The organism is Agrobacterium sp. LR_9, assembly GCF_041954855.1.
GTDB classification, from domain to species: Bacteria; Pseudomonadota; Alphaproteobacteria; order Rhizobiales; family Rhizobiaceae; genus Agrobacterium; species Agrobacterium leguminum.
This window is the reverse complement of record NZ_JAVAYA010000008.1, coordinates 190,810-211,933: the sequence shown is the minus strand read 5'-3', so window position 1 is coordinate 211,933 and position 21,124 is coordinate 190,810. Positions and strand designations below refer to the sequence as shown.

The window sequence follows — 21,124 nt, the reverse complement described above, 5'->3', positions numbered from 1 at the left end:
TATCCGGCCGGGCCGAACCCGCCTCCCACCACAGGGGCAGGGCGTCCTCATCCAGCCATTTGCGTAATCTTCCGATCTCTTCGGCAAGCGTCTGCGCGATGCTCGGAAATTGCAATGTCATGCCTCAACTCTCTGTTCTACGTCGTGGTAGGGACGAATACGCTAAGGAAACCCAGAAGCAAACGCTTGAATTTATGTTTTGTGACGCTGTCAACCATAAACACTATAATTTGCTCTCTCATAAAGCCCGCGGCATGCGACGCAGCGTACTGGCTCTACAATGCCCCCCTCGCCCGCACATCCTTAATGTCGGCGATGTTGTCAAACCCGGCATTGATGGCCTTGGCAGTGAACGTCAAATCGTGACAACATTTTGGCGTTCGAGAACAAACGGGGACCATGGACGCAATGGTGGCAATCGAAAAACTGGCGGAAAGCTTCATCACAGCGAGCCGCGAGGGGGCGAAGATTTCTCTGGCGGCGGTGCAGGCGGAGGGTCTCATTCCTGCTACGCTTGGAGAGGCTATGGCGGTCCAGCGAGCTTTTGCTGAAAGCCGGGCAGAACCGGTTGCCGGCTGGAAACTTGCCATCCGCGCGGATGGCGAGGCCATCGGGACGCCCATGTTCGATTGTGTGCGGGTCGATGAAGCCAATGCCGCTTCTTTTCCGCATGACGGCACCGAAGGCATCGAGGTCGAGATCTGCTTTACGCTTTCGGCGGATATTCCCGCGGCGGCGGCGGGACCGCTGACCAGGGAGGACCTGATAGGATTTATCGACAAGGTCCATCTTGGTGCTGAACTTCTCCGCTACAGGCTGGTGGAAAAAAATCAGGTGCCGTTTCCGCTTTTTCTCGCGGATCGCCTCGCAAACCACGGTTTCGTCATCGGCCCGGAAGTCGATAAGCACATCGTGGATGTCTTTGCCGGAAATGGCGAGAACCTGCCGCAGCTCACCGTCACCGAGGGGTCGGTATCGCTGTTCGATGCCGGGGTAAAACATCCGAATGGTGATCCGCTCGCGCCGCTGGTCGCCTTTGCCAATGCGGCATTCAACACCGGCGAGATGCTCAAGGCGGGCAATGTCGTAACGACGGGCAGCCTTTGTGGCGCGATACCGAGCACACTTGCCGGCGAGACGCACATAGCGCTGAAATCGGCTGGCGCCTTCACGCTGTCCGGTCCGAGATCATAGGCGTCCGGTCAGCCGGACGTTCTTTTTTTAGCCGCCTGCCGTCTTCATCCCGGCCGCGACTTCCGATGCCATCGGAAGGTCATTTCACTCGCCCGTGCTCGCCGAGAAAAACGAGCAGAGCCCGGATGCGGGCGGGAAGCGGCCCGCGTTGGCCGACATAAACGGCATGAAACATCTCCGTCTCACCCGTATCGAGGTGATCGAGGACCGGTATGAGCCGGCCGGCGGCGATATCCTCCCGCACGGTGAAGGCGGCAAGGCGAACCAGCCCGACGCCGGCAAGGGCAAGACGGCGAAGGCCTTCGCCGTCGCTGACCTGCACGCGCCCCGTCGCCGGAATGACGACGGTCTTTCCGGCATCCCGCAACGGCCATCCGTCCACTGACCGCGCGTAACCGAATCCGAGCCGATTGTGATCTTCCAGATCGGCGATGGTTTGCGGCACGCCGTAGCGCTCCAGATAGGCCGGGGCGGCAGCAATGATCATCCGTGTCTCACCGAGTTTCCGGGCAACGAGAGTTGAGCTTTTGAGCGGTCCGGCGCGCACCGCCACATCCATGCGTTCCGCAAGAAGGTCAACCACCATATCCGTCTGGACGATATCGAGCGTGATGCCTGGATGAAGCGCCAGGAACCGTGGCAGGATGGGCGCCAGAATATGCGTTGCATAAGAAGCGCTGGTGTTGATCCGCACGCGGCCGACAGGCTGTTCGCCCTCACCGGCGGCGAGTTCGGCCTCTTCGAGATCGGCGAGGATACGGGTGGCCCGTTCATAGAAGGCACAGCCCTTCGGCGTGATCTGAAGCTGTCGGGTGGAACGGTTGAGCAGGCGCGCGCCCAGGCGGCTTTCCAGCCGTGCGATCAGCTTGCTCACCGCCGAAGGCGTCATGTTCGCCGCCGCGGCGGCGCGGGAAAAACCGCCGAGTTCGACGACCCGCACGAAGATTTCCATCTCCCCTGCCCGGTTGATCTCCAGTCGCGCCATGATGACTTCATCTCACAAGTGATAGTATTTTCGGCATTCTATTTCATTGAAGAGCGAGCGTCTATCTTCAGACAGCGATTGAAACGCATCGCAATCTTCGTCTCCCAGATCATGACGGGATGGACAGAGCGCGGCGCTACCAGAGCCCCGCCCGCGACCATTTCGAAGCAACAAAGGAACGCCTCATGGAATATCGCCATCTCGGCCAATCCGGCCTGAAAGTGCCGGTCTTGAGTTTCGGCACCGGAACTTTCGGCGGCGCAGGCCCACTCTTCAGCAACTGGGGCAATTCAGACGCCACGGAAGCCCGGCGCCTGATCGATATTTGCCTGGAAGCCGGCGTCAACCTGTTCGATACCGCCGATGTCTATTCCAATGGCGCATCGGAGGAAGTGCTCGGCGAAGCCGTCAAGGGAAGGCGCGACAGCGTTCTCATCTCAACCAAGACCAGCCTGCCGATGGGCGACGGGCCGAACGAGACCGGGTCGTCCCGTTTCCGGCTGCTTCGCGCGGTGGATGACGCCCTGCGCCGCCTTAAGACCGACTATATCGACATCCTGCAACTCCATGCCTTCGATGCCTTCACACCGGTTGAAGAAGTGCTGTCGACGCTCGATACGCTCGTCCGCTCCGGCAAGGTGCGCTATACCGGAGTCTCGAATTTTTCAGGCTGGCAGATCATGAAATCGCTTGCCGTCGCGGACCGATATGGCTGGCCGCGTTATGTGGTCAATCAGGTCTACTATTCCCTGATAGGCCGGGATTACGAGTGGGATCTGATGCCGCTCGGCGTGGATCAGGGTCTTGGTGCAATGGTCTGGAGCCCGCTTGGCTGGGGGCGGTTGACCGGAAAAATTCGCCGCGGCACACCGCTGCCTGAAGGTAGCCGCCTGCATGAGACCGCCAGCTTCGGCCCGCCGGTGGATGATGAACATCTCTATCGCGTGATCGATGCGCTCGACGCTGTCGCGCAAGAAGCCGGCAGGACGGTGCCGCAGGTCGCCCTCAACTGGCTACTCAAACGCCCCACTGTTTCCACGGTCATCATCGGCGCGCGCAATGAGGAGCAGCTTCGCCAGAACCTCGACGCCGTGGGATGGGAACTGACGTCCGCACAGGTCGCGAAGCTGGACGAGGCAAGCGCGACGACTGCTCCCTATCCGCATTTCCCCTATCAGCGCCAAGAGGGCTTTGCCAAGCTTAATCCACCGACCATAACACGTCAGACTATGCCGCTCTAACGCAGGGTCAGGCCGCCTGAACGACGGACGGCCTGACAAATGCAGAGCTTCAGGCGGCTTTGTTGGCGGAGCTTGCGTCCACCCGACCCGAAAACCAGTTCGCCAGGATTGCACCGGAAATATTGTGCCAGACGCTGAAAATGGCGCTCGGAACCGCGGCGAGAGGCGAGAAATAGGCCGTTGCAAGTGCCGCGCCAAGGCCCGAATTCTGCATGCCCACCTCGATCGCAATGGCCTTGCGCTTGGCAAGCGACAGGCCCGTTGCCTTTGCGGCGAGATAACCGAGGAGATAGCCAAGCCCGTTATGCAGGACGACGACGGCAAAAATCATCAGTCCGGACTGGGCGATGGACGCCTTGGATCCTCCCACCACCGCCGAAACGATGAGGACGATGCCGATGACGCTTACCAGCGGCAATGCCGGAACGGCGGTCTTGACGAGACCGGGAAGCAGCTTCTGCAGGGCGGCGCCGAGAGCGAGCGGAACCAGAACGACCTTGACGATGCTGAGGAACATGGCCCAGCCATCAACCGGCAGGAACTGGCTCGCAAACAGCCAGACGAGGAACGGCGTCATCAGCGGCGCGGCAAGCGTGGTGACCGAGGTGCACGCAACGGACAAGGCGACATCGCCCTTGGAGAGATAGGTCATGACATTGGACGATGTGCCGCCAGGGCAGCAGCCGACCAGAATGACACCCGCCGCGACTTCCGGCGGCATGGGAATGATGCGGGTGAGCAGCACCGCCAGAAGCGGCATGATGAGAAACTGGCCGAGCACGCCGATCGTCACATCGAACGGCCTTTTTACGACCTCCCTGAAGGCATCGACCGAAAGTGTGAGGCCCATCCCGAACATGATGATCGACAGAAGCGTGACGATCCACGGCGCAATCTGCTTGAACGTATCCGGAAAAATGAAGCCGAGCACGGCAAACAGGATGACCCAGGCGGCAAAGGTCTTGCCTACAAAAGCCGAAACGGCTGCCAGTGTTTTCATTTCCATACTCCCAAGATGATCATGAAACCTCGTCTAGACTCCTATGGTGCCCTGTCAAGGTCATTACTCCATTGCTAGACCTCGCGGTCGAAAACGATCCCTCGGCCGCGATGCCGCCGTCGCCGCGGGGCTGCAATTTGGACGAAGGCTCATCTATCCGCTTCTCGTTGCGCCGAAGATATCCAAGGGCCTGCGATACAAGGTCCGATGCAGATGCCGGACCGCCTTTTTGTCACGCCTACCGTTAGACTGGGTCGAACATCTCCCTGAACTCCGGATCGGCAAAGTAGGCAAGCTTGTCGGCAAAAATTGGCCGCTGCCCGGCAAGGAACAGCAATTGTCCTTTTGCGGGCAGATTGCGCACCTCATCAGGGGTGAGTAGTGGCCGGCCGGTATGCTGTTGGCTATAGGAGATGCCGGTCTTATCGGAATCGAGCGCTCTGGCCATCGTCTGGAACACGACAGTTTCCTGTCCGAGCAAATCAGAGATTAGACGGGCGCTGTCATGATCGTTGACACCGAAGACCTGCAGCACGCCGGCGTTTGACAAAAAAGTTCCGGCGCGGTGACCGTATGTGGCACGCAGCTGATGGATGTCCTGGAGGATGGGCCAAAGCTGGACACCATAACCCGCCATCAGACCCATCGCGCGTTCGACTGGTGCCAGATGCCCGAGGGATGCGAACTCGTCGAGCAGATAAAGAACCGGTGTCGCCGGCTTTGTCGGATCGCGAGCCATTTCGAGCAGGCTTTGCGAAACAAGCAGGCGCAGCCAGCGCGAATAGGTCGAGAGGCGGTCAGGCGGAAGAACGAGGAACACCGTCATGCTGCTGCGCTTGAGATCGGCAAACCGAAAATCCGAGCGACTGAGGATGGCCGTCATACGCGGTGAATCAAGAAAATGCGTATGGCGTTGAGCCGCGGACAGAACGCCTGCGGCTTCGCGATCGGATTTTCCGAGGTGGCGGTTTGCGGCGCGCGCGACAAGACCGCTCGCCGCATCACTGTCCTGCATACGCTTGAGCAGTGCCGCAAACTGTTCCGGAGCAAGGGTAAGATGCTCGCGAAGTGTTGCGAGGTGTCTGCGTCTCAAAGGCTCCGCTGCAACGATCTCGAGCAGCAATCCGGCAATCAATGCTTTTGCCTCCTCGTTCCAATGCGCCTCGCCCGCCATTCCCGGTTCGTCGAACACTAGAGCGTCAGCGAGGGCACTGGCATCTTCCGCGACATCGAGGCTGTAAGGATCGAGCATGGCCAGCGGATTGAAGGCTGCCGAGGGTCTGCCGGTGATCCCGAAAGGATCGAGCACATGAACCGGACCGAACTTCTGGCGCGCACGGCCGGTGATCCTTGCATTCTCGCCCTTTGGATCGACGCAGATCACGGAACGGTCGGCGGTCAGCAGGTTTGGAATGATCGTGCCGATACCCTTGCCGGTACGCGTCGGCGCCATTGTGAGGAGATGGGCTGGACCGTCATAGCGCAGAGGCTTTGCCGTTTTCGTATCACGACCGATCAGGACGCCGGAGCCGGATGCGGTGAGGGCGGCTATCTCCTTGTCGGTCGCAAAGCGGGCGGAGCCGTGGGTATCATCGTCACTTTCCCCGAAATGCAAAATCAGCGCGCTGGTGATGAACCGGAAGGTGATGACGGCAAGCGCCAGCAAGGTGACGAAATCGGGGAGGATGTAGACAAGCGAGCCGCGCCCGAAACCCGTTTGCTCGAGGAAATGACGGCCACCCATGCCGATCACAAACGTGACGATGATGAGGATGACGACAAATCCGAGAATCGGTTTCCATATCCGGAAGGGCATGGTGATCAAAGCCAGAAATGCCCAAAGAGGATCACGTGCGGCGGCTCGCATCATGTTCTTGAATGCGTCCAAAGAAAGTCGCAACCGGTTCATGGAGCGCCCTGCCCGCTACCATCATTCTCTCCCGTGCCCGGCGGTCCTGGTCCGATCAGGTCGTCAAAGAGCGCCCTGTCATTGTCGCGTGTCAGAAAGCCCGGCAGTTCGCGACGCAGCCATGCACCGAGCTGCTTCTTAAACTCCTGATCATCCGAGGTCTCCAGGTGATGCAGAACCAGCGACCCGATCAGGACCTTGCGGCGCATATCGTTGTTGCGCTCGGTTTTCGAGAGACGGGCCTTGAGTGCAGACCGTTGCGCGTCCAGTTCAGCCAGGCGCTGTGCGATGGTTTTCCTTGCCACGATTATTCCTTTCGATTGCGGCCGCACCGGAACTGCCGCTGTCGACCACGGCTTCGCTCCTGAAAGGCAGACCAGTTTCTATGAGGAGATCGACATAGCGATTGCAAGAAGAGGTTGGACCCAATGGTTCATGACGCCGCGGTGGCTGTTGCCTGAGCTCAAGGTTGTGGAGCCACCCGTGAATCTCAGTCGCTGGAATTTGCGGCCTGTCCCGCGGCCTGTTCCAGCTTTTCGATGTGCTCGCGGCAGAGCGTCTCCACCAGCTTGTGAAGTTCTGCGGTCCGCTCCTGAAGCCAGGTGAGCGCCTCTTCGGAAACCTCGAAACGCTTCGAATAGCGCGCCTTGACGTAGGCCTCATTCAGGATGTTGTACCATGTGGTAAATCGCTGACGGTCGCGCGGCCAGATCTCGATCAAACGGTGATCGCGACCTTCGGAAAGTCCACGCAGGAATTTGAGATTGTGCGACGCTGGCGAATAATTTGTCAGCGTCAGGAGATAGCAGTTGTAGGCGGTCTCAACTGCTTGGTGGAGCAGGAAGACGGCTTTTTTATCCATTTCCTTTCCAGAAGCGATTTCGGCTAGCTCGAGAAACTCGCTTGCGCTCTTCATTTCCCGCTGGAAATGTTCTTCCGCCACTCTTAGTGCATCGTTAGGTCTAAGAGGCTTGGGCCCGGCGAGTTCTCTGTCATCGAATTCGTAGAGGACGATACCCTCGCGAGTGATATCGACGAAGAAGGCCTGCCCATCATTCAAAAAGTTGGTGATCTCCCGAGCGCCGTGCACAATGAGGCCCACGGGCGTCTCGATCTCCTTGTCCCACATCAGCCGGTCTGTCGCCTTGTCCCAGTATTTGGGATCGGCCAGTTCCTTGTTGCTAACGATGACGAGAATGTCGAAATCCGAGCGGTAGCCTTTCGACGTATGCGGTTCATCCACCCAGGTGCCACGTGCGTAAGAACCAAACAGGATGATTTTGAAAATCCGTCCATCCTTCTTGGCGTCAGACTTCGAGCGCTCGACCAGATCAGCAAATTCTTCCTGAATAATTCCGACGACACGCGCAAGCTCGCGTTGCTTACGTTCCGGCAAATGTTCAAGGCTGGTCTTCATGTCTGCTCCGTTTCTGGACGGTATCCTGTATGGGCCATTGTAAACTTCTTTGAAACTCCGATTTTTGGCAGCCGCCAAACGATTGCCTGTCTTACCGGACTATCCACTGCACGTTGCCTGCGCCCGCTTCTGTTTGTCGAGCCGCCTGCAGTGGTTTCTTCCGCTCGGCCAGCTTCCCTTGTCCCTCCTCCGTTGTGCGATCGGCATGCGCCCATCGCCCTCCCCTAGCTGATGCGTTTGTGTCCCTATTCAAACACGAGCAATGACTGGTTGGCGACTACTACTTTTAGTAGTCGAAATGCCTATTCGATGTTGCTAGCGTCGCCACCGGTAAACAGACAAGGGCGCACTTACGACTTGCACCGCAGTTGAGCCCTGAATTTCCCCGTTTGCGGATCGGAGATTTCGGTTGGCGATTTATCATCTCAGCACCAAACCTGTCTCGCGCTCATCCGGCCGCAGCGCTGTGGCATCTGCCGCCTATCGTTGCGCGGTTCTTCTCACCAATCACCGCGATGGTCTCGTGCATGATTTTACCCGGAAAGAAGGAGTGGAGCACATCGAGATCGTGCTGCCGGAAGGTCTTTCTGCCGACTGGGCTTTGGATCGTTCGGCTTTGTGGAACGCTGCCGAGTTTGCAGAAAAGCGAAAAGATGCCCGCGTTGCCCGCGAATTCGAAATCGCGCTTCCGCGTGAGCTTTCGCCAGAGGGGCGACTGAAGGCTGCGCGCGCCTTTGCCCAGGATCTGGCAAACCGCTATGGCGCGGCAGTGGATTTTGCCATCCATTCGCCAGGCGAGCATGGTGACATCCGGAACTACCATGCGCATGTGCTGATGACGACGCGAGAGGTTCGCCGGGTCGGCCTTGGCGAGAAAACTTTTCTGGAGCACAAGAACGCACGGCTGTTGGCAAACGGTATGGCGACGACCGACATGCAGCTTCAAGATATCAGGCAGTCATGGGAAGGCATCGCCATCCGTCAGCTTCAACGCGAAGGCCTGGACGTTCGCATCGATCATCGCTCCCTTGCTCAGCGCGGCCTCGAGTTGTCGCCGACCGGGCATATGGGCGTGCATGCCTCGCAGATGGCACGGCGAGGGATGGCAGTCGAGCGCGGCCGGCTGGATGACAAGGCAGCACGGCAAAATGCCGAGCTGATCCGCCAAAAGCCGGAACAGGTTTTGTTGCTGATCAGCAATGAAAAGAGCGTGTTCGATCGGCACGACATTGCCAGGACCCTGCATCGCTATATAAACGATGACGCGCAGACATTTCGGAACACTTTTGCGGCTGTTATGGCATCACCAGCGCTCGTCGAGCTTCAGGCTGAGCGCATCGATCCTGAGACAGGCAACGTGTCCAATGCGCGCTATTCGACCCAGGAGATGATCGACCTGGAACTCGCGATGGCGCGGTCGGCCAAGCGGTTGCATCAGGCACATTGCCATCGGGTTGATCCCCGCCATGTCGAGCGCGCAATGGAAAGGCAGGATAGCTCTCTTCGGAAAAGCTCCGGCGGAATGGTGGCTGCGAGCGATCCACCAGCAGGATTGTCGGACGAACAGCGTCATGCGATCAAACATGTTACGGGCCCTAAAGGCATCGCGGCTGTGGTCGGGTTCGCTGGTGCGGGAAAGTCCACCATGCTGGCAGCCGCCCGTGAGGCGTGGGAGGCTCAAGGTTATCAGGTCCATGGTGCGGCGCTTGCCGGAAAGGCAGCCGAGGGTCTTGAGGAAAGTTCCGGAATTCAAAGCCGCACCCTGGCGTCATGGACTTACAGCTGGAACCACGGCCGAGATCTGATCGGCCGTGGCGACGTGTTCGTCATCGACGAAGCGGGCATGGTCGGGAGCCGGCAGCTTGCCCGCTTTATCGGCGAGGCTGAAGCGCGTAGTGCAAAGATCGTTCTTGTCGGCGACCATGAGCAGCTCCAGGCGATCGGGGCCGGCGCACCCTTCAGGGCGATTGCCGAGCAGATCGGCCATGTCGAACTTTCCGACATTCGCCGCCAGCACCAGGATTGGCAGAGGCAAGCGTCAGTTGCCTTTGCGACCCACAAGACGGCCGAGGGCCTTGCCGCCTACCGCGATCACGGCGACATCCACTTTGCGGAAAGCCGCGACGCGGCAATGGCAGAGATCGTGCATGAGTATGTTGCCGACAGTGCCAAGCGGCCGGATGGCACCCGGATTGCCATGGCGCATCGCCGCGCCGATGTGCGCGCCCTCAATGCCGCCATTCGCTCCGAGCTTCAGAACAGACAACGGCTGGAGCGCGGCCACGGGCTGAGCGACGGTGGGGACCGTGGGGATGGTGAGGACGGCGGAGAACGCGTGTTCCAGACCAATAACGGCAAACGCGCCTTCGCCCCCGGTGACCGGATCATCTTCCTCGAAAACAACCGCGACCTCCGCGTGAAAAACGGCATGCTTGGCACGGTCGAGCATGTCGAGCCGAATAAGATCATCGCCCGGCTCGATGGCCGAGGTGGCGACAGCGTCAGCATTCCAACAGACAGCTACCAGGCGATCGATCACGGTTATGCGACGACGATTCATAAAAATCAGGGGGCGACAGTCGATCGCGCCTTTGTGCTGGCGTCCGGCACCATGGACCGGCATCTGACCTATGTTGCCATGACCAGGCATCGCGACAGCGTGCAGCTCTATGCCGACAGCCAGGAGTTCACCAAGGCCGGCCGGCTGGTCGATCACGGCGCGGCTCCCTATGAGCATAATCGCCAGGCGCGAGAAAACTATTTTGTGACGCTGGAGAATGACAAGGGCGATCAGCGCACGGTGTGGGGCGTTAATCTCAAGCGGGCCATGCAGGAGGCCTCGCCAAAGATCGGGGACAGGATTGGACTGCAGCATCAAGGAGCCACGCCTGTCAGGCTTCCGGACGGTACGCAGGTCCAACGAAATGCGTGGCGCGTCGTTACGGGTGATGAACTGGCCTACCAGCAGTTAGAAAACCGCCTGTCGCGTTCCGGCGCGAAGGAAACGACGCTGGACTATGTCAGGGACTTTGCCGAGCGGCGGGGCATCGCGGAGAAGCTCGGGGTCAGGAGCGAGATTGAACTTGCTTCCGCCCGGGATGAGCGTCAAGAGGTCCTGTCCCGCGCGGCCCATCCGGTGCGGGAGCAACAGGACCGGCCATCAGAGCGTCAGCAGGTTTACGAGGAACCTGCCGGCGATCTCGCCGGTCCTGTTCGCCGCGAAAATCGTCGCAATGATCTCGTTCCGGATATTAATCACGATCAGCCGGACGGCCAGAGAGCGACGAGGCAAGATTATCGCCGCATCCGGTGGCCCGATCTCATGTCGCAAGACGGCGCCGCCCCTGCCCCGACAGAAGTCGTCGGCCAGCACTCGCCGCTGGAAGCCGGTAAGCCCGGTCCGCTGGTACCAGCGATCACCCGATACGACCGCAGCATCGAACAAATAGCCCGGGAAAGGGCGATATCCGTGATCGATCAGAGGTTCGATACAGTCGAATCTCTGGTGCGGCGCGTGTTCCGTGATCCGGCCGAGGTCTCAGCGAGACTGCGCACCGCGATGACCGAGAAGGAAGGCAACGGCAATATCATGGCGAAGGCCATGGCAGAGCAGCCAGAACGCTTCGGGGAGCTACGTGGCAAGTCGGGGATGTTCGGAAACAACAAGGAGCGGAAAGAGGCGCTGCAATATGCCAGGTCTCTCTCTGCCCATATCGGCTATGTCTCCGAAGCATGGGAGCGCCGGCTTAGCGAAGAACGCGCGAGCGAACAATGGCAACGCGAAAAGCGTGACGTGATCGAGGTGCCCGGCCTCACGCCCCGCGGTGCCGAAATCCTTGCGAAGATGGAGAAGATGCCGGTCGAGAGGCGAAGCAAGTTCATCAAAGAGCTGCGATCGTTACCTGAGGGCCGAGCCGCGCTCGATGAGGCAAAGCTGGTGGCCGAAGCGCTCACCCAGCGGTTCGGAAGCTCCGATCCTCGCAGGATTGCCGAAGAGCTTGCAGCACGCCCGGAGTTCGCAAGGCAGGCCGAGCAGATCCAGACAATCGCCCGCATGGTGCATCGAACACGCCATGCAGAACTCAGCCATGACCACGCGCTGAGACGGCAGCTCAATCGGTCTCGCGGGCTTGGATTGAGCCGATAGTAGGGGCACGGAACGATCGCTGATTTGTCGGGCTTACGGCGTCGAGCCTTTGGCCTACCTGCTGCTCTCAGGCCGTGAAGCTACAAGGCCTGAACGGCCTCAGCTTGTCGCTTACATTCTGGATATCATCTTCATTAGATTAAATGCCTGCCCCTCTAGCCGATGGAACGGCTCAGTGCCAGCCGCACACCTGCGCCTACCTCTTCAGGTGAGCTGTCTGCGGACAAGTGTACATAGTCTTTCTCTCGCCGAAGGGTTGGACCGAACCCGTCGCCCCGCTCGCGCTTTGTAGGACGAATCGTCATCTCGCCGGCCTTGACCTCGACATCGCAGTGCAGCATGCCTTTAAATAGCGCGCTTTTGGTCTTGTAGCCATAAGTCTGCATTAAATCCGCCACCCAGGCGGCGTAGCGCTCCTCAATTTTTGAGTTTTTTGATAATTCAATATCTTCGTCGGGATGGACAAGCCTGCTCTTGGCCAAAGCTGACAATACGACAGAACCTATTTCAAAATCGCTTGTGTCAGGTGGCAAACGACAACGTAAACCCTTTGGGTCAGCGATAAGAAGCCGCCAGCCCGACATTGTGTTTACCGCTATGAACCTCTGGTTCATGAAAACACCACATGCTTGGCGTTTCTCTGGATCTTTGATCATTTGATACCTGTTAGGTCGTGTTGACAAAGTTACATCAGGCGCTTGTGATCTCCGATGACGGAGATATGCTCAGGGAATGATGACTTCTCCTTGTCCTGTCTACCTTTTCAGAAGCGCAGGTTTCGCCCCATCCGGCGATACAGTGGTCAGCGTTGCGCCGCTGGATTGCGTTGTCGCAGTTTACGGTAACGGAGGTGTCATTGGCGAAGGTGGCCTGTCTTCGGCCTTTGGCGGGGCGGCAGTCTTCAAGAACGATGCGTCCGGAGATTGCTTCGTCGGCGTATGGGGAGCACGCAACGCCTCACGTTTCCGCAAGGAGCTTCGGGCTCATATGCAGATTGCGGTTCACAAGGAAGCGCCAGACGCGCGGCTTTCTTTCTGGGGAGCGGAGAAAGAGCGCCCTAAGCCTGTGCGCAAATGAAGGGCAACCAGAGTTTGGCTGAGGCCAACGCCAGGAAGCCAGCAAACGACATCCTCGCCTTGTCATAGCGCGTAGCGATGCGCCTGAACTGCTTCAGCTTATTGAACATGCGCTCGATGCGGTTCCGGTCTTTGTATGCAACGTAATCGCAAGGAGGTGAGCGCTTCCGCGTCGAGCGCGATGGGATGACAGGACGAGTGCCATGCAGCAGGAGTTCTTCGCGAATTGCATCCGCATTATATCCCTTGTCCGCCAGCATTTTGCGCGGTCTGCTGACGGGAATAGCAAGAAGTTGGGGAACGGCCTTGTAATCTGATGCCTCACCGCCGGTCAGGACAAAGCCGAGAGGGCGTCCCTGACCGTCTGCTCGGGCGTGTATTTTTGTCGTAAAGCCGCCGCGTGAATCGACCAAAAGCCTCCTTATCAGTCCCCCTTTTGCGCCAGCAGCCTGCGAATGACCGCGAACGGTCGTGCTGTCGATCATATGCTGCCAGTCGTCGGTTAAGCCAAGCTCCACAAGGGTCTCAAGCAGAGCGTCCCAGACGCCTTGCTCAGCCCACCGTCGGAAACGGACATAGACAGAGTTCCATTTGCCGTAACGTTCGTGCGTGTCGCGCCACGGGCAACCAACGCGCAGGACATGCAGCATCCCGTTCAAAAAGCGCCGATTATCGTGAGCGGGCCGCGATTTGCGTCCCCGTTCTCTGGGTAGGAACGGCTCGATTACACGCCATTCCTCGTCACTCAAATCGCCTCGCGCCAATACTGCCTCCTAAAAAGCAGTCTTGAATCACGCTTCAGCCGATTTGGAATCCACTTTGTCAACACGACCTAGCGTGGATAAGTTTTAATGTCCGGTCGAAAATGGAGGCTGTTCAGATTTATCAAAATTATCTATATAAAAATTGAGCATCTCCAGAAGCTTTATTACTTCCGAATTTTCGCCTCCAATTCTTGTCTCGAATTCAAATGCACCTATGCCATTCAGCACTTCATTTAAGGAAGACGACAGAATAGTTAATTCTTTTCTACTAAATTCGATGCTGATTTTAGCGTTCTTAATTGGCGTTTCCGAAGGGTTCATTGTCCTTACCTCATGTTGTCAAAATACAATTTTCCGTTCTTTGGTTGAAAAATAGTCCCACCGTCTCCTGCTTTGGGGTTGTGTATAATTACCGATTGATACTCGTCGTTCCAGTATGCCGTTCTACCACCACCCAATGCCTTTACATCTGAAGGTTTCCTCATTGTTTCGCTGATAAAGTCGGCAAGTTGCGCCCTAGTTCGTATGCCCATACCAGCCAGTTCGCCTTTTTCAAGTATATGCTTTTGGAATGCGTGACCATCAGCAATTTGTTTCGAAACAATTTCGATTTCTTTGCTGCTGAGCGAGCCGCCTGCCTTGATACCCACGACTCCAATGATTGCTGCGGTAGTGACCCCGACGAGGAGTTTGAGGTCTTTGGTATCCTCAAAGGAAAGACCGTGTTTGGCAGCAATGTCGGCAATCGCCCGCTCGCTGGCCTCCTTGCCCAACGTGCCGGCTGCCGCAAGCGGCTCGAACGCTGCCTTGTATTCCTTGTAGCCTTCCTCACCGAGCGTCAGCCTTATCGTGACATCCCGGATGAACGAGGCCGACATACCGATCGCCTGGAAACCCGCGACCAGCTGTTCGTCCGAACCAACCTTGCGTAACTGTGCCGCAAGTATTTTGACGCTGCCCGGCAGTTCACCCTTGCCAGCCGCACCGGTCACATATTTCTCGGTATAGGTCTCCATCAGCGTCGCCAGCATCTGTATGCAGGCTTCACGCTCATTCGCCGTCAGTTCAGCGATCTCCTTGCCGTTTTTGTCGAACAGGACGCATCCAGATGCATAGGCCGGCGTGAACAAAAGATCGAGGAGATTGAAGCCTTGCCGGCCCGCGCAGGTCGCAAGCGCTGCGATATCGAGTGTGCCGGAATCCAGCGCTTTGGCGACTTTACGGGCTGTCGCCAATTCATCCGGCGTCAGATCACCGGAAGCCGCAAGCTTCGTCCCCAGTGCCTCGAAGGCGTCGCCAAGAGCCTCGCCGACGACGTTGATCCCCTCTGCCGCAGCCTTCAGGCTGTTGGTTGAAAGATAGAAATCGATGCCGACATGTTTGTCCTTTGTGATCTCATGAGCCTTGCCCGGATCACGGTTGAGTTCGGAGAGAGGATTTGTTTCACCGTCGTGCTCAAGTGCCGCCTGCTGGTCGGGATTGCGAACGACGATGTCCCCAGGGCCGACGGTGGCGCGGACGCTCTGGCGGGTATCATCGAGCTGATAGCTGCCTTCGAGCGTGCTGTTGCCGACCGGATTGGCATCGGTTCCTTTGCCGCCGGTGAGATCGAGGCCGAGATTGGCGCTGAAGCCCTCATACTGCTTCTGGCCCTCGAAGTTCTCATGGGTAAGCGTGCCTGTGTCGAGAGTGAGATCGCCCGAGCCGGAGACGATCTTGCCGGCACCGAGATGGGTATTGCCGCCGACGGTGACATTCATCGTGTCCGCGGAAACGAGACCAGACTGCTCGGAAACCCAGTTCGTCGACCCGGACCCCGCACCGCCACCGATCTGAATACCGGAGATGAGGCTCTTCCCCCCGCCGAGGCTAAAGCCGCCAGAGGTGGATTTGTTCGTGGTCTCGCCGGTATCGGGAACGGAGACGATGGTGAGATCGCCGCCGATGTCGGCCGTCACTGTCTCACCGGCAACGAGCGCACCGGCGAGCGTCGTGTTGTTGCCGGACTGGATGACGATGTCGCCGGTACCGCTGACGTGGCTGTTGATCTGGGTAGTTCCGTTGGCGTTCGCCTTGGCCGTGGACGCACTGGCGCCGCCTGTCAGCCCGACGCCGACGCCACCCGACAGGCTGACGCCGCCGCCAATGCCGATACTGGCGCCGGCGGACGTGCTGCTGGACGACGAACTCCGCGTCGCCTCGGCGCTTTTAAGGGTAATATCATTGCCGGCCGAAAGCGTGATATCGCCGGCCTTGTCGTCGGCGCTGTCGACCGGCAGGCCATAAGCATCATAGCCGGCCGAGATTTGCACGCCATGGCCGGTGATATCGCCGGATGCGGCTTCGATCGTTACCGAGCGGCCGGCATTGATTTCGGTGAGAACGGGAACAGAGCCCGTCCCCGCCGCCTTGTCTTTTGTATAGGTGAAGCCGGCGGTGAGCGAGGCCGAAGCGACATTGCCGTTGACGACAGTGTCGAGCGCATCATAGGCCTTGAGCGATGCAAAGGCAGCATTGGCGGCAGAATAGCCGTCGTTGATGGTCGTAAGCTTCTGCGCCGCGTTGCCGACGCTGTCGGCAGCGCTGACCAGCGAGGTCGAGACTGATAGCGTCACGCCGGCAAACATCTCCTCATGCATGTGTTCGTAGTTGGACTTGTCCTGCGCCGAGAGAAGGTTGACGTTACGGTCTGCGAGGATGGCAACATCACGCTCTGCGGACACCTCAGCCGCCTGCAGGTTAGCATCACGACCTGCTGATATCGTGAGGTCACGACCGGCAAACAGGATGGATCTGGCGTTAGTCTCTGATGACTGGCTGGTCTGATCGACCGACTTGCCGTAGCCGATACCGATCGATGCGCTGCCGTTGCCAGATTTCACCTGAATGCCGAAGCCCGAGCGTTTTTCCTTCTCCTGCGATGAGGCACTTTCAGCCCCGGGAGTGATATTGACGTCGCGGGCTGCCTCCAGCGCGATGTCGCGGCCGGCCATGATGGAAGAGCCGATCACATTGACGTCGTTTTCGCGCGCCGTAAGAGTGACATCGGTTCCAGCGCTCAGCCCGGAGCCAACGTTAAGACCGGACGATTGGCTCCTTTCTTTCTGCTCCTTGCCCCATAGCGAGAGGAAACCACCGCCGGAACCGGCGAACAGACCGGACTTCTTGCTCGAGCTTTCCAGCGCATGCTGTTCCTCGGCCCCGATGATGGCGACGCTGTCGCCCGCAACGCCGATCGCATCGCCTGCCGTCACATTCGAGCCGGCGATGACAGCGTTGCCGCCAGCATCCAGCTTGATATTGCCGGACGCGGAAAGCTCGGAGCCGACTGTGGCTTCATCATAGTTGTACTGCGTCGAGCTCTTTTTCGAGAGAAAGCCCTTGGATGAGGAGCTCTGCTCGAACTCCGCCGTATTCTTGCCCGACGCGATCAGCAGATCGCCGCCCGCGCTGACATTGATATCGGCTTTGTCGGTCTCGTCGCCGGCAGTCACCTTCGAGGCGGAGACGACGGTATCTCCACCTGAGATGATGGACACGCCCTTCCCACTGCTAACCGATGATCCGACGACGGTCTGCGTTTCCGTGTGGCTCGTCGTCTGTTTGCTTCCGCCGAACAGACCGCCCTTTTTCCTGTAGGTGTAATCTATCGTGGTGGTGTCGATGGCCTCAGCGATTGTCACATCGCCGGTCGCTTTCAGACCGACCGTTCCATCAGCGGCAATCGTGCTGCCGATGACGTTGAGGTTACCACCTGCATTGGCTGAGACCGATCCGCCCGCGGTGATCTCGGAGCCCTGACTTGTGGTTCTGACAACTGTCGTAGAACTCCGCTTGTCGCGCAAAGTGCTGGTCGTTGACCGTTCGGTGACGGAGATATTGATGTCTCCATTCGACGTCAGGCCGAGATTGCCGCCGGCCGTCACCTTCGCATTGGCGAGCAGAATGCTCTCGTTACCCTTCAGCGAGGCATTGCCACCCGCCGTGAAGGTGCCGCCGATTGCCGCGATCGACGAACCGAAAACGCTAAGATCACCAGTCGATGCAATCATCCCTGATGTTGCAAGCAGGCCGGTATCGATCGTCACCTGATTGCCCGCGATCAGCGCGCCCGCAGAATTCAATCTTTCCCTGTCATTGGCGGCGAGATGCAGTACCGGCGCAAGAACGGTCGTACCGTTCACCGTCTGCCACTCATAAACGACGACGGATTCGGTGAGGCTGGCGATCTCTTCAGCCGTCAGCGGTTGGCCGAACTGGCGCTGGCTCGCTCCCAGATAGGCGGCTCCGTTATCAAGCAGCTGCTTTATCTGGGTAATCGAATCCTGCCCCGTAAAACCGGAGCCTGTCGCCAGCCTGAGCTGCTGCTCAATATATTGGTTCTCGAAATAGGCGTCACCAAGGAACTGGACCTGGCGATCCGGCTGGTAGCCAATGCGGCCAAGGAAATAGCTGGAACCGTAGAATTTCGAGACGTCGAGGAAGGCGGCGCGGGTTTCATAGAGAAAGCTCTGGCCAGGAATGGTGCCGCCAAAACCGCCGGACTGTGGGGTGGCGACGCCGCCAAGCGTGAACAGCGCACCGCTTGCCGTCATACTGGACAGCAATGCGGTCGGATTGTTCGAAGGCGCAGGCGCTGCAACGGCAACACGGTCGGCGATCGTTCCGGCCGAAGCCGTATTGTTGACGGCAGCAAAGCCGGTGATACCAAGTGCTCCGCCCGAGCGGATTGCCGCTGGAACCCCACCGATCGCCTCTACGCTTTCCACGGTTCGTCCGGGGCCGATATCCTTTGACGCATCCCGCGTTCCAAACGGGCTGGGGCCAGGCATGGAAACTTGATATGAGAATTCATGGCCTCCGGTATCGCCGCTGTCCCGCCTTTCTTCCCACTGGAAGATGACATCAGGATAATATTGGCAACCCGAGCTTTGATTGCAGTTGACCGACGTCGTGCGCTGCAGCTGCAAGCCGAGATTTGTCAGCGTGCCTGTGCCAACAAACGTCATGCCGGAGCCGGCTTCAATGTTGCTGTAGGCATTGGTAAGATCGACGGTATCGACAAAAAGCGTATTACCCGCCTTGATCGTCGCCGCGGGGCTTCCAGCCGATGTGAGGCGGTCCTCGGTTACATCACGATAGACATGGCGAATGGGCGCACCAATGACGAACTGCTTATCAGCAAAAGAGACGGAAGATGAACAATCTCCACACAGGCGTGCATAATAAGTGTCATAAGCCGACACGAGTGCGTTTGAGATTTGCTGGCTCGTATAGGTCGGAGCCACGCTTTTCTCGTTACGCAGATTTGCCGTCAGGATCGAGATATTGCGACCAGAGGAAATCAGACCTGAACTGTTGACCGTAGCAGCATTGCGCGCGCCTGAAGCGCTGCCGGCAATCGTGACGTCACGACCTGCGACAATCGCCCCCTGATCATTGGCCAGCACGCCGCCCACGAAAAGTGCGGCATCGTTGCCGGCATAGATCAGCCCCGTGGCGGTGTTGGTCAGGTTGCCGGCGATATTGAGGGTAAGATCATTGCCAGCAGCCAGCTGACCGGAGTTGGCAAGCTGCGAAAGCGACAGCGTCAGATCATGGGCCGCCAGAATATTGGTGGCGCCATTCGCAGTGAGGCTACCCGTTTGGATCGCGATGTCACCTGATCCCTGAGCAGAACCAGCAGTGCTGCTCGCGGTGACAGCATTGAGCCGCGCACCCGTCAGATCTGTCGTTCCAGATGAGGTGAGATCAATACCGCCTGATGTCAGCGTGCTGTTGGTGAGATTGATATTATTGGCATTGATGTAGAGCGTGCCGGATGTGGCAAGTCTGCTCCTGTTATTGGAAAGGTCAGCATTTTGCTGCGTGATCCTGATGTCGCCCCCGGCGGCCGTGCGCTTATCGAAGCTGATGACACCATTTGTCGAAGACAGTAAAACGTCTCCGTTTGCCTCCAGACTGTCATAGCGGATGTCGGCGCCAGCCGAAGCCTGCAAATTCCCTTCTGCAAGCACGAGCCCGGAAATCCCCAGATCAAGGCCGGAGAGCAGAGCCAAATCACCTTTCGAAAGGAGTGAGCCCGCCGTGATCGCTCCTGAGGCCGCCGTAAGCGACATCGCCGCGCCAGACTGGGCCGTGCCGCTGATGGCAATGGAGCCCCCCGACCATAGCGAAACAGGTCCGGCAGCAGACGCGTCGGCCAAGGCAATACGCCCGTCTGCCAGAAGGTTGAGTGCGCCACTCGCCCCGAGAGTACCGGCGACATCGATGAAGCCTGCTCCGCCATTGATCAGGATATCCTCTTCTGCACCGATAGAAGCGACCCTGGCGTCCTTGCCCGCCTTGACCGACACCGATTTTTTCGAGGTCAGACGACCGGCCGAAACACTGCTCTTCGAAGAGATGCTGACGCCGTTATTGCCAGAGGCATTGCCGATCGAAATTTTACCGTCTGCCGACAGCGAGAGCTCACCGGCATTGGCCGCCATGTCGCCGCGCATGCGAACGCCAGCCCCTTTTTCCGTGACAACCATCTTGATGCGGCCGGCCTGCATGGCCCCGAGTGCTGAACCATCGATTGCGTATTCAGGTGTCCCGGAGGTGGCATCGAGCGCTGTTGCCTCCCCGGTGGTATAATCGAACTTGCTCCTACCGGCGGTCAGACGCAGGTCCTCGCCGTAGATCGTTCCGTCGATCTGGATGGTACGGGACACGACATCGAACAGACTGACTGCACCATCACCGAGCGCAAAATTCCCACCCCCAGGGCCGAAAGTGACATCCCCTGCGTTCACCGTGAATCCATTGAGACGTCCATCGGTGCCAATGTCAGGTACACCCGTCGTCAGCGTGGCGCGCGGCGTGTTGATGAAACCGCAGCCGTCGCAGGTGATCCCGTTCGGATTGGCAATGATGACATCGGCCCTGCCACCGAACACTTCGGTTGGACCGAGAAGCGAACTGCGGTTTTGCGACGTGACCTCATTGAGGATGACGGACGCAGGGCCTTTACCTTGGAGATTTGGATTGCCGGGTGTCACGCCACCCAGTTTCGATGTACCGATCTCGCCGTTGAAGTTGTTGAGGATGACGCCCTGTGTGCCGACGTTGAAATTGTTGTATTTGTTGTGCGACAGACCTTGGCTGTTGGGTCCGACGATATCAATGAGCGGCACTCCGTTCGGAGCAGCCCCTATCCCGGGGCGATTTGCCAAAGATCCTCCAACTTCCGGCGATATGTCCTGTGCGTGAAGAAGCGCTGGCTGAAGCAGGAGCGTAAAACTGACAACGGTGGCAATGATTTTTTGAGCCAGCGTCCCAGCACCAGCGAGCAACGCGAGGTCGATTGTCTTGCGTGGAAGACGCTTAAACTGTGATGTCATTGTTGC

Annotated in this window: 12 protein-coding genes and 1 pseudogene; 3 read left to right on the top strand and 10 right to left on the bottom strand. The window is 58.5% G+C overall.

All coding sequences use genetic code 11. The annotated features are described in order from the left end of the window. Nucleotides 1–121, bottom strand: a pseudogene (locus RAC79_RS12345) (mannose-6-phosphate isomerase); the annotation flags it as partial. Nucleotides 122–408: 287 nt separating this feature from the next. Here RAC79_RS12345 and RAC79_RS12340 point away from each other — a divergent pair. Beyond that, nucleotides 409–1,194: a 2-keto-4-pentenoate hydratase gene (locus RAC79_RS12340; protein WP_065655375.1), complete on the top strand. Its 786-nt coding sequence runs from the start codon at nt 409–411 to the stop codon at nt 1,192–1,194. A gap of 79 nt (nt 1,195–1,273) precedes the next feature. On the opposite strand, the gene RAC79_RS12335 is transcribed toward RAC79_RS12340, so the two are convergent. Further along, nucleotides 1,274–2,179 (bottom strand): LysR family transcriptional regulator, encoded by a 906-nt coding sequence (locus RAC79_RS12335; protein ID WP_065655307.1) that lies wholly within the window; start codon nt 2,177–2,179, stop codon nt 1,274–1,276. A gap of 185 nt (nt 2,180–2,364) precedes the next feature. On the opposite strand from RAC79_RS12335, the gene RAC79_RS12330 reads away from it, so the two are divergent. Then, the gene (locus RAC79_RS12330; RefSeq protein ID WP_080820932.1) at nt 2,365–3,420 is read left to right on the top strand and encodes an aldo/keto reductase; all 1,056 of its coding nucleotides are present in this window, start codon (nt 2,365–2,367) and stop codon (nt 3,418–3,420) included. A gap of 49 nt (nt 3,421–3,469) precedes the next feature. On the opposite strand, the gene RAC79_RS12325 is transcribed toward RAC79_RS12330, so the two are convergent. The 4 genes from RAC79_RS12325 to RAC79_RS12310 form a co-directional block, all read right to left on the bottom strand. Beyond that, complete coding sequence (locus RAC79_RS12325; protein ID WP_374997072.1) at nt 3,470–4,420, bottom strand: bile acid:sodium symporter family protein; 951 nt, start codon at nt 4,418–4,420, stop codon at nt 3,470–3,472. 244 nt (nt 4,421–4,664) lie between these two features. Continuing rightward, nucleotides 4,665–6,329 (bottom strand): type IV secretory system conjugative DNA transfer family protein, encoded by a 1,665-nt coding sequence (locus RAC79_RS12320; RefSeq protein WP_374997071.1) that lies wholly within the window; start codon nt 6,327–6,329, stop codon nt 4,665–4,667. After that, complete coding sequence (locus RAC79_RS12315) at nt 6,326–6,634, bottom strand: mobilization protein (RefSeq protein WP_120947675.1); 309 nt, start codon at nt 6,632–6,634, stop codon at nt 6,326–6,328. Before RAC79_RS12315 ends, RAC79_RS12320 begins: the two co-directional genes overlap by 4 nt. Before the next feature lie 185 nt (nt 6,635–6,819). Next, on the bottom strand, nt 6,820–7,746 hold the full coding sequence (locus RAC79_RS12310) for a nucleotidyltransferase and HEPN domain-containing protein (protein ID WP_080819006.1): 927 nt from the start codon (nt 7,744–7,746) through the stop codon (nt 6,820–6,822). Nucleotides 7,747–8,155: 409 nt separating this feature from the next. Between RAC79_RS12310 and traA the strand changes: the two genes are divergently transcribed. Continuing rightward, nucleotides 8,156–11,893, top strand: a complete 3,738-nt coding sequence (gene traA, locus RAC79_RS12305; RefSeq protein WP_374997070.1) for a Ti-type conjugative transfer relaxase TraA — start codon at nt 8,156–8,158, stop codon at nt 11,891–11,893. A 155-nt stretch (nt 11,894–12,048) separates the two neighbouring features. Here traA and RAC79_RS12300 read toward each other — a convergent pair whose 3' ends face one another. The 4 genes from RAC79_RS12300 to RAC79_RS12285 all read right to left on the bottom strand — a co-directional run bounded on the left by RAC79_RS12300 (nt 12,049) and on the right by RAC79_RS12285 (nt 21,118). Continuing rightward, on the bottom strand, nt 12,049–12,549 hold the full coding sequence (locus RAC79_RS12300; protein ID WP_121490448.1) for a contact-dependent growth inhibition system immunity protein: 501 nt from the start codon (nt 12,547–12,549) through the stop codon (nt 12,049–12,051). Between the two features lie 401 nt (nt 12,550–12,950). Beyond that, nucleotides 12,951–13,733 (bottom strand): IS5 family transposase, encoded by a 783-nt coding sequence (locus tag RAC79_RS12295; RefSeq protein WP_374997069.1) that lies wholly within the window; start codon nt 13,731–13,733, stop codon nt 12,951–12,953. A gap of 84 nt (nt 13,734–13,817) precedes the next feature. Beyond that, on the bottom strand, nt 13,818–14,054 hold the full coding sequence (locus tag RAC79_RS12290; protein WP_155246237.1) for a hypothetical protein: 237 nt from the start codon (nt 14,052–14,054) through the stop codon (nt 13,818–13,820). 5 nt (nt 14,055–14,059) lie between these two features. Next, complete coding sequence (locus RAC79_RS12285) at nt 14,060–21,118, bottom strand: hemagglutinin repeat-containing protein (RefSeq protein WP_374997068.1); 7,059 nt, start codon at nt 21,116–21,118, stop codon at nt 14,060–14,062. Between the last annotated feature and the right edge of the window lie 6 nt (nt 21,119–21,124).

Excerpts from the sequence above, each read along its gene's own strand:
- RAC79_RS12300 (WP_121490448.1), bottom strand. The coding sequence starts at position 12,549 with ATGATCAAAGATCCAGAGAAACGCCAAGCATGTGGTGTTTTCATGAAC.
- RAC79_RS12340 (WP_065655375.1), top strand. The coding sequence starts at position 409 with ATGGTGGCAATCGAAAAACTGGCGGAAAGCTTCATCACAGCGAGCCGC.
- RAC79_RS12320 (WP_374997071.1), bottom strand. The coding sequence starts at position 6,329 with ATGAACCGGTTGCGACTTTCTTTGGACGCATTCAAGAACATGATGCGA.
- RAC79_RS12325 (WP_374997072.1), bottom strand. The coding sequence starts at position 4,420 with ATGAAAACACTGGCAGCCGTTTCGGCTTTTGTAGGCAAGACCTTTGCC.
- RAC79_RS12330 (WP_080820932.1), top strand. The coding sequence starts at position 2,365 with ATGGAATATCGCCATCTCGGCCAATCCGGCCTGAAAGTGCCGGTCTTG.
- RAC79_RS12285 (WP_374997068.1), bottom strand. The coding sequence starts at position 21,118 with ATGACATCACAGTTTAAGCGTCTTCCACGCAAGACAATCGACCTCGCG.
- RAC79_RS12335 (WP_065655307.1), bottom strand. The coding sequence starts at position 2,179 with ATGGCGCGACTGGAGATCAACCGGGCAGGGGAGATGGAAATCTTCGTG.
- RAC79_RS12310 (WP_080819006.1), bottom strand. The coding sequence starts at position 7,746 with ATGAAGACCAGCCTTGAACATTTGCCGGAACGTAAGCAACGCGAGCTT.
- RAC79_RS12290 (WP_155246237.1), bottom strand. The coding sequence starts at position 14,054 with ATGAACCCTTCGGAAACGCCAATTAAGAACGCTAAAATCAGCATCGAA.